The sequence below is a fragment of the Streptomyces sp. 150FB genome (assembly GCF_000818195.1).
Lineage (GTDB): Bacteria > Actinomycetota > Actinomycetes > Streptomycetales > Streptomycetaceae > Streptomyces.
In genome coordinates this window covers 7,959,326-7,967,229 of record NZ_JTHL01000001.1, presented here as the reverse complement: position 1 = coordinate 7,967,229, position 7,904 = coordinate 7,959,326, and the positions used below count along the sequence as shown (strand labels likewise).

Genomic DNA, 7,904 nt, shown 5'->3' with positions numbered 1-7,904 from the left:
CGTAAATCACACGTCCGGACATGTGCCTCCGGAGGCCCCGGCGCCCGGCACCACCACCGCAACCCGCACCACGAACCGACCCCGCCAACGGCCGCCCGCCGCGAGGCACACCGCGCCCGGCACCAGACCCACCGGCCGCAACCAAGACCCGGCCGCTACCACGTCACCGGCAACTCGCGCACGCCGCGAATCAGCATGCCCGGAAGCCAGTCGTAGCCGCTCCCCGCCACCGGGTCCAGCGCCAGGTCCGGGCACCGCTCCAGGAGGGTGCGGACGGCGATCTGGCCCTCCAGGCGCGCGAGCGGGGCGCCGATGCAGAAGTGGATGCCGTAGCCGAAGGCGAGATGGCCCTGGCCGCCGCCCTTCGCAGTGCGGTGGATGTCGAACACGTCGGGATCGGCGAAGCGTTGGGGGTCACGGTCGGCGCCCGCCAGGGCCACCAGCACCATCCGGCGCGCCGGGATCACCACGTCACCGACCGGGTAGGGCTCCTTGGTGAAGCGCGGGGTGCTCGTCTCCACCGGCCCCTCGAAGCGGAGCATTTCCTCGATCGCTCCGTCGACCTGGGTGAAGTCGCCGCGGAGCGCGGCCAGTTGCTCGGGGTGGCCCAGTAGCGTCCGTATGCCGTTCGAGATCAGGTTGACGGTCGTCTCATGGCCGGCGATGAGCAGGATGTAGGCCATGGCGCGCAGTTCGTCCGCCGACAGCCGGTCGCCGCTCTCGTCCCGGGCGCGCAGCAGCGCCGACAGCAGGTCGTCGGCGGGCTCGGCGGCGCTCTTGTCCTTGATGAGTTCGTCGAGGTAGCCGCCGAGCTCGATGGTGTAGTCGCGGGCGGCCGTCGGGGTGGTGGGCGCGACGATCTCGTTGGTCCACTCGCGGAAGACCTCGCGGTCCGCCTGCGGTACGCCGAGGAGTTCGCAGATGACGATGATGGGGAGCGGGAAGGCGAGCGCGTCGAGCAGGTCCGCGCGCCCGGCCGGCAGCATCGTGTCGATCAGTTCGTCGGTGATCTGCTGGATGCGCGGCCGCAGGTTCGCCACGCGGCGCGCTGTGAACTCACCGGCGATCAGCTTCCGCAGCCGGGTGTGGTCGGGCGGGTCGAGGCTCAGCACGTGCGGGCCCATGATCGCTTCGTTGGGCACCTGGGCGTTGACGGTGCGCGGAGACTTCGACAGCCGTGGGTCGTTCAGCGCCGCACGGCCTTCGTCGTAGCCGACGACCAGCCAGAACTGCCTGCCGTCCGGGGTGCGTACCTCGTGGGCGGGTCCCGCCTCACGGAGCTTCGCGTAGTACGGATAAGGGTCGGCCTTGAAGTCCGGCCCGTAGTCTCCCAATTCGATGACCGCCATCCGGCCAGCGTACGTCTCTGTCGTACGGGCCGGTGCGCCCGGTGTCCGGACCTCGACGGTCGGCGCACCCGTGTGACGTGCCCTCTCGCGTGCCCTCCTCCGCCACACCGCCCTCGGGGTGCTTAACCGGAAAGTAACGCACGCGTCTGGTTTTGATCGGTGAACCGTGGCTAAAGTGACCCTCGCAGGAATTAATCTCACGGTGAGAGGAATTGTGGCAACTACCTCGCTCCCTCGCGCGTCCAACCGCAGCGCCGTCCTGGCGGCCCTGCTGTCCGGCGCCGAGATGGACCGCCAACAGCTCATCGCCGACACCGGTCTCAGCCGGGCGACGGTGTTCCGGATCGTCGACGACCTGATGGAGGACGACCTCGTCCTCGAAGGCCGCAGGATGCTCCGGGAAGGCCCCGGCAGGCAGTCCACCTCCGTGGGCTTCAACGACCGGTCCGCGCTGGTCTGCGGCATCGACCTCGGCGGCACCAACTGCCGGATCGTGGTGTCAGACGCGCTCGGCCGCCCCGTGATCAGGAGCCGCGACGCGACGCCTCGCGACGCCTCGTCGGCCGAACTGGCCGCCTGGGTCGCGGGCCGGGTCACCGAACTGGTCGCCGGGCACGGCGGCGGCACACCGCTCCGTACGGTCACCATCGGCCTCCCCGGCGTGGTCACCGGCGACGGACGTACGGTCGTCGCCTCCCACAACCTCGGCCAGATCAAGGGCACGGCCTTCATCGACGAGGTCTCCCGGCTGCTCGGTGTGGAGACCGTCATCGGCAACGACTCCAACCTCGCCCTGCTGGGCGAACTCCAGTACGGCTCGCTCCCCGACCGGAAGACCGCCGTACTGCTCGCCATGGGCACCGGCCTCGGCTCCGCCGTCTCGCTCGACGGCCGGGTGCTCCTCGGTGAGTCCGGGCTGCTCGGCGAGTTCGGACGGCTGCCGCTGCCCGGGCGCGACCTGCGGCTGCGCGATCTGCTCTCCGGCGCCGACCTGGTGGCGTACGCGCACAGCCAGGGCGTCGGCGTACCGACGGCGCAGGCGCTGTTCGCCGACCCCGACAGGTACGGGGCGCTCCTCGCCGAGGTGGACATGGCGCTGACCCATCTGGTGTCGATCGTCGCCCTGGCCTACGAGCCGAGGACGGTCGTCCTGACCGGCGGCTTCTCCGAGTCGTTCGACCCGGCCTGGCTGCACCGCGTCAGTGATCAGGTCGAAGCGGTGGTGGGGGTCCGGAGTCTGGTCAGGAAGTCCGATCTGGGCGACTCGGCCGGACTGCTCGGCTCGATGGGCGCCTCCCTCAACCGGCTCTACGCGTCCCTGGGCGTCAGCGCCCAGGACGTCGCGTCGATCGCCGTTGACCGGGAGCTGATCACCGCCGGGCTCGACACCTGCCGCACGGACGGCACAACAGGCGACACAACGGACCGCCACGAAGGCATGAACGCGCAGAACGACTGACCAATCGAAGGGTGACAACAATGAACCGATCACGGTCCCGGTGTACGGTCGCCGCGCTCCCGGTCCTCGCACTCGCGCTGGCCGCCTGCGGTGGCGGCGGCAGCGGGTCACAGGCGGCATCCGACCACAAGCTGACGGTGTGGATGATGACCGGCGGCCCCGGCGACAGCCCGCTGATCAAGGACGTCAACGCCGAGTTCGAGAAGAAGCACCCCGGTACGAAGGTGCAGGTGGAGATCCAGCAGTGGGACGGGGTCGCCACCAAGCTGACCACCGCCCTGGCCACCAACAACCCGCCCGACATCGTCGAGATGGGCAACACGCAGACCCCGCTCCAGACGTTCTCCGGCGGTCTCGCCGATCTCACGGCGGACAAGAAGTCGTTTGAGGACTCGGCGGGCTGGCTGCCCGGTCTGGCCGGCCCGTCGGAGAACGCCGGCAAGCTGTACGCCGTACCGCTCTACGGCGGCACCAAGGTCGTCATGTACAACAAGAAGCTGTTCGCCGACGCGGGTATCACCCAACTGCCCAAGACCATTGACCAGTTGCAGCAGGACTGCGGTGCGCTGGCCAAGGCCAACTCCAAGACGGCCAACTTCTCCGGCTTCTACATGCCGGGCCAGTACTGGTTCGCCGGCATGCCCTTCCTCTTCGGCAAGGGCGGGAACGTCGCCGACCAGCAGGGCGGCGCCGACGGCAAGTGGCAGGCGAAGATGGACTCTTCACAGAACGCGGCGGGTCTCGCTGCCTGGAAGACGTTCCAGAACGGCTGCTCCACCAAGTCCTCGGTCGGCGTCAACACCGACAGCCCCGACCAGGACCAGTTGTTCGCCGACGGCAAGGCGGCGATGGCGTACGTCAAGGCCTGGGAGCCGGCCACCGTCCTGGAGAAGAACCCGGCGCTCAAGGACCAGATCGGGTTCTTCGCGATGCCCGGCTACACCCCCGACAAGACACTGCCGGTGATCGTCGCCGGATCGACGGTCGGCATAGCCGCCGGCAGCCCGGACAAGGCGGCGGCCAAGGACTGGCTGCGCATCGTCTCCGGCAAGAGCTTCCAGCAGAAGATGGCGCAGAAGCTCAACCTCCTGCCGATCTCACCGGACTTCACCCCGACCACCGGGATCCCCGCCCAGCTCACGGTCGCCTCCCAGGCGAGCCGGAACAGCCAGGCGCTGCCCAACAGCCCGGGTGAGGCGACGCTGGAGACCGAGCGGTACAACGAGCAGTTCTTCTCGAAGATCGCGGGCGGCGCCGCCATCCCCGAAGCGTCCGACGCGTACGACAAACACGCGACCGACGCCTTCAACTCGCTGAGCGACTAGTACCTCTGGGGCCTCGATGGCAATCACTGACAAGCCGCGCCCGGCGCGCGCGGTGACCGGGCATCCACGGCTGCCGGGCAGGCGCCGCGGCGCCGGAAAAGCCCGCATGCTGCCCTTCGCGCTGATCGCCCCGGCAGTGGTCGCGCTGCTGCTGATCCAGGGCTATCCCCTGGTCCGGCTGCTGGTCCTGTCCACCCAGGACTTCGGACCCCGCTCGCTGTTCACCGGCCAGGCCGACTTCGTCGGTCTCGACAACTTCACCAAGATCTTCTCGGACGCCGACTTCCGCGGTGTCCTGCTGCGCACAGTGGTCTTCACCGTGCTGTGCGTCGCGTTCCTGATGGTGCTCGGGTTTCTGCTCTCCCATCTGCTGATGGGCGTCTCCGCCTGGGTACGGGTGGTCACCACCGTCTGCCTGGTGCTGGTGTGGGCCATGCCGATGGTGGCGGCCACACTGGTGTGGCAGTGGATGTACCAGCCGCAGTACGGGGTGGCCAACTGGCTGCTCACCAAGCTGCGTGTGTTCGGCGACCTCACCGCGTACGACTGGTTCTCGCACCCCACCCAGGCGCTCGGCCTGATCATCCTGCTCACGGTGTGGAAGGGACTGCCCTTCGTGGCACTGACCATGTTCGCGGCGCGCGGCCAGATATCGGAGTCGCTGTACGAGGCGGCGCGGCTCGACGGCGCGAACACCTTCCAGACCTTCCGGCACATCACCATTCCCCTGATGCGCCCGGTGCTGGCGATCCTGACCATTCTCGAAGTGATCTGGTCCGTCAACTCGTTCACCCCGATCTGGGTGCTGACGCAGGGCGGACCCGACGGACAGACCACCACCCTCGGTGTGTACGCCTACATCACCGCCTTCAGCCGCAACGACTACGGCAGCGGCGCGTCCATCGCGGTCGTGACGGTGCTGATCCTGGCGGTCTTCTCCATCGCCTACGTACGCAAGCTCTCGGCCCAGGGGGAGAAGCGATGAGCACGATGTCCCCGGCGGTGCGCCGCCGTACCGTCAACAACGTCATCGCGCTGCTGGTGTCGGCGGTGATGGTGTTTCCCGTCTACTGGATGCTCGCGACCGCGTTCAAACAGCCCGGGCGGATCCTCAGCTCCGTACCGCAGTTCTTCCCCTGGCCGCTGAGTGTGGAGAACTTCTCGCGGGCCCTGGCGAGGCCGGACTTCTGGGTGTTCGTACGCAACTCCCTTGTGGTGACGCTCTCCACGGTGGTGCTGTCCCTGCTGATCTCGCTGGGCGCGGCCATCGCGATCGCGCGCTTCCGGTTCGCGGGCCGGGGCGCCCTGCTCGCCGTGCTGGTCCTGGTGCAGATGATTCCGGGCGCGGCGATGGTCATCCCGGTCTATCTGATGCTGCGGTCCATCAATGGTCTCGACTTCGTGCCGGGCCTGATCCTCACCTATATGACGTTCGTGCTGCCGTTCACGATCTGGACGCTGCGCGGATTCGTCGAGGGCGTGCCGGTCGAGCTGGAGGAAGCCGCGCTGGTCGACGGCTGCAACCGGTTCCAGACATACACCCGGGTGCTGCTGCCCCTGCTGATGCCCGGCATCGTCGCCACGTCCGTCTTCGCCTTCGTCAACGCGTGGGACGACTACCTCTTCGCCTACGTGATCATGAAGTCGCAGAGCAACTACACCCTGCCCGTCTGGCTGGTCTCCTTCCAGACCTCCGAGGGCGTCGACTACGGCGCGATGATCGCCGCCTCGACGATCTTCTCCATCCCCGTACTGATCTTCTTCCTGCTGGTGCAGCGCCGCCTCGTCGGCGGTATGACCAGCGGCGCCGTCAAGGAATAGCCGCGCCGCCGCATCAGCGCCACCCAGGAACAAGGAAAAGGAACAACAACGCCATGGCGTATGACGACCACACGACAACCGCCCCCTCCACCGGCTCCCCCGCCGGCTCCTCCACCGAGCTGTCACGGCTGGCCCACGGCGTGCTCTTCCCCGCGCTGGGGCGCCGTACGGTGCCCAAGTGGGCGCGCCGCGCCGTCACTTCGGGCCTGGGCGGCTTCGTCCTGTTCGGCAAGGACATCGCTTCGGCCGAGCAGGTACGGGAGCTGACCCGGGACCTGCACGGGCTGCGCGAGCATGTCCTGCTCTCGATCGACGAGGAGGGCGGCGACGTCAACCGCCTTGAGGCGTTCGGCGGTACGTCGGTGCCCGGCAACCACGCGCTCGGCCGGCTCGACCGTCCCGAGCTGACCCGGGAGGCCGCGTACCAGATCGGGCTCTCGCTGGTCGAGGCCGGCGTGGACTGGGACCTGGCGCCCGCCGTCGACACGGCGGTCAACCCGCTGAGCCCGAACGGCATCCGCTGCTTCGGCCCGGACCGCGCGCTGGTCGCCAAGCACGCCGCCGCGTGGGTCGAGGGCTTGCAGGCGGCGGGGGTCAGCGCCTGTGCCAAGCACTTCCCCGGCCATGGACTCAGCTCGACCGACGCCCATCTGGGCACTCCTGTCGTGGAGTTGTCACGCGAGGAGCTGGTCGACCACTATCTCGACCCGTTCCGGGCCGCGATCGCCGCCGGGGTCGACAGCATCATGGTCTCGCACGTGCGGCTCACCCAGCTCGACGAGGTGCCGGCGACCATCAGCCCGGCGGTACTCACCGGCCTGCTGCGGGGCGAGTTGGGCTACGACGGTGTGGTCATCACCGACGCGCTGGAGATGCGCGGCATCAGCGATGTCGCGAGCCTGCCCGAGGCGGCCGTCCGCGCGATCGCAGCGGGGGCCGACGCGCTGTGCCTCGGCGCCTGGGCGTTCGGCGACGACGTGGACGCCGCGGCGGCCGCACTGGTCGCCGCCGTCGAGGACGGCACACTGCCCGAGGCGCGGCTGCGCGAGGCGAACGAGCGGATCGCCCGGCTCGGCACCCGGCCGAAGGCCACCGGTGTGGAGCGGGACGACACCGTGGGCGTACGGCTCGCCGAGGACGTCACCGAGGTGCACGGCGACCCGGTTCTGCACGGTGAGCGCACTCTCGTCGTCCGCCTGGACCCGACCCACTCCCCCGCCCAGGGCGGTGCCTCCTGGGGCGTGGAGGAGCCGCTGCGGGCCGCCGGGGTGGAGGTGGAGGCGCTGGCCGTCGCGGGCGACACGTACAACGCGGCCGGGATGATACGGGCCGAAATCGGCCTGTTCCGCGACGAGTTCGGCCCGGAGGCGAACGTGGTGCTGCTCACCCGCAGCTCACACCGCTTCCCCTGGCAGCGCCCGGTGATCGAGGACCTGCTGCGCAGGTGCCCCGACGCCGTGGTGGTGGACATGGGGGTGCCGGGCGAGGACTTCAGTGGGTTCCGTGGCTGGGTCAGGACGTTCGGCGCCTCGCGGGTGTGCGCGCGGGCGGCGGTCCGGACGCTGCTGGCCCAGGCATGAAAGGCGCCGCCCAGCTCCTGGTGAACGCCCTGCTCAGCACCCCTGACGGGGATCTCGACGGCGGCTGGCTGGCGGTCGGGGACGGGCGGATCACCGCGCTGGGCCCCGGGGCGCCGCCGCCCGCCGCCCCCGGCGTGGCCACCACGGTCACCGACCTCCGGGGGCGCCGGCTGGTGCCGGGGTTCGTCGACCCGCACTGCCACGGCGGCGCCGGGCACTCGCTCTACACCGGCGACCCCGACGACGTACGGGCCGCCGCCCTCGGTCATCTCGCCCGGGGGACCACCACTTTGCTGGCGTCCGTCGCCACCGTCGCGCCGCCCGCGATGGAGGACGCGGCCCGGGCCGTCGCCGCCGTCATCGGCGACGG

The 7,904-nt window shown here is 69.6% G+C and carries 6 protein-coding genes and 1 pseudogene; 6 read left to right on the top strand and 1 reads right to left on the bottom strand.

Annotated elements, in window-relative coordinates:
* Positions 1 to 155 precede the first annotated feature (155 nt).
* Positions 156 to 1,349, bottom strand: coding sequence for a cytochrome P450 (locus QR77_RS34235; protein WP_040025912.1), 1,194 nt, complete (start codon positions 1,347 to 1,349; stop codon positions 156 to 158).
* A 214-nt stretch (positions 1,350 to 1,563) separates the two neighbouring features.
* On the opposite strand from QR77_RS34235, the gene QR77_RS34230 reads away from it, so the two are divergent.
* The 6 genes and pseudogenes from QR77_RS34230 to QR77_RS47935 all read left to right on the top strand — a co-directional run.
* A complete protein-coding gene (locus tag QR77_RS34230; RefSeq protein ID WP_040025911.1) occupies positions 1,564 to 2,808 on the top strand; it encodes an ROK family protein in 1,245 nt (414 codons plus the stop codon).
* A 20-nt stretch (positions 2,809 to 2,828) separates the two neighbouring features.
* Positions 2,829 to 4,133: an extracellular solute-binding protein gene (locus QR77_RS34225; RefSeq protein ID WP_040025910.1), complete on the top strand. Its 1,305-nt coding sequence runs from the start codon at positions 2,829 to 2,831 to the stop codon at positions 4,131 to 4,133.
* 16 nt (positions 4,134 to 4,149) lie between these two features.
* The gene (locus QR77_RS34220; protein WP_040025909.1) at positions 4,150 to 5,118 is read left to right on the top strand and encodes a sugar ABC transporter permease; all 969 of its coding nucleotides are present in this window, start codon (positions 4,150 to 4,152) and stop codon (positions 5,116 to 5,118) included.
* Positions 5,115 to 5,954 carry a carbohydrate ABC transporter permease gene (locus QR77_RS34215; protein ID WP_078877488.1) on the top strand — a complete coding sequence of 280 codons (840 nt, stop codon included), beginning with the start codon at positions 5,115 to 5,117 and terminating at the stop codon, positions 5,952 to 5,954. Before QR77_RS34220 ends, QR77_RS34215 begins: the two co-directional genes overlap by 4 nt.
* 53 nt (positions 5,955 to 6,007) lie before the next feature.
* The gene (locus tag QR77_RS34210) at positions 6,008 to 7,534 is read left to right on the top strand and encodes a glycoside hydrolase family 3 N-terminal domain-containing protein (protein ID WP_040025908.1); all 1,527 of its coding nucleotides are present in this window, start codon (positions 6,008 to 6,010) and stop codon (positions 7,532 to 7,534) included.
* Positions 7,531 to 7,904: pseudogene (locus QR77_RS47935) on the top strand (hypothetical protein); the annotation flags it as partial. The gene QR77_RS34210 and the pseudogene QR77_RS47935, both read left to right, overlap by 4 nt.

What these genes read in the sequence shown, in the direction of transcription:
- QR77_RS34235 (WP_040025912.1), bottom strand. Translation starts at nt 1,349, where the DNA reads ATGGCGGTCATCGAATTGGGAGACTACGGGCCGGACTTCAAGGCCGAC.
- QR77_RS34225 (WP_040025910.1), top strand. Translation starts at nt 2,829, where the DNA reads ATGAACCGATCACGGTCCCGGTGTACGGTCGCCGCGCTCCCGGTCCTC.
- QR77_RS34220 (WP_040025909.1), top strand. Translation starts at nt 4,150, where the DNA reads ATGGCAATCACTGACAAGCCGCGCCCGGCGCGCGCGGTGACCGGGCAT.
- QR77_RS34215 (WP_078877488.1), top strand. Translation starts at nt 5,115, where the DNA reads ATGAGCACGATGTCCCCGGCGGTGCGCCGCCGTACCGTCAACAACGTC.
- QR77_RS34210 (WP_040025908.1), top strand. Translation starts at nt 6,008, where the DNA reads ATGGCGTATGACGACCACACGACAACCGCCCCCTCCACCGGCTCCCCC.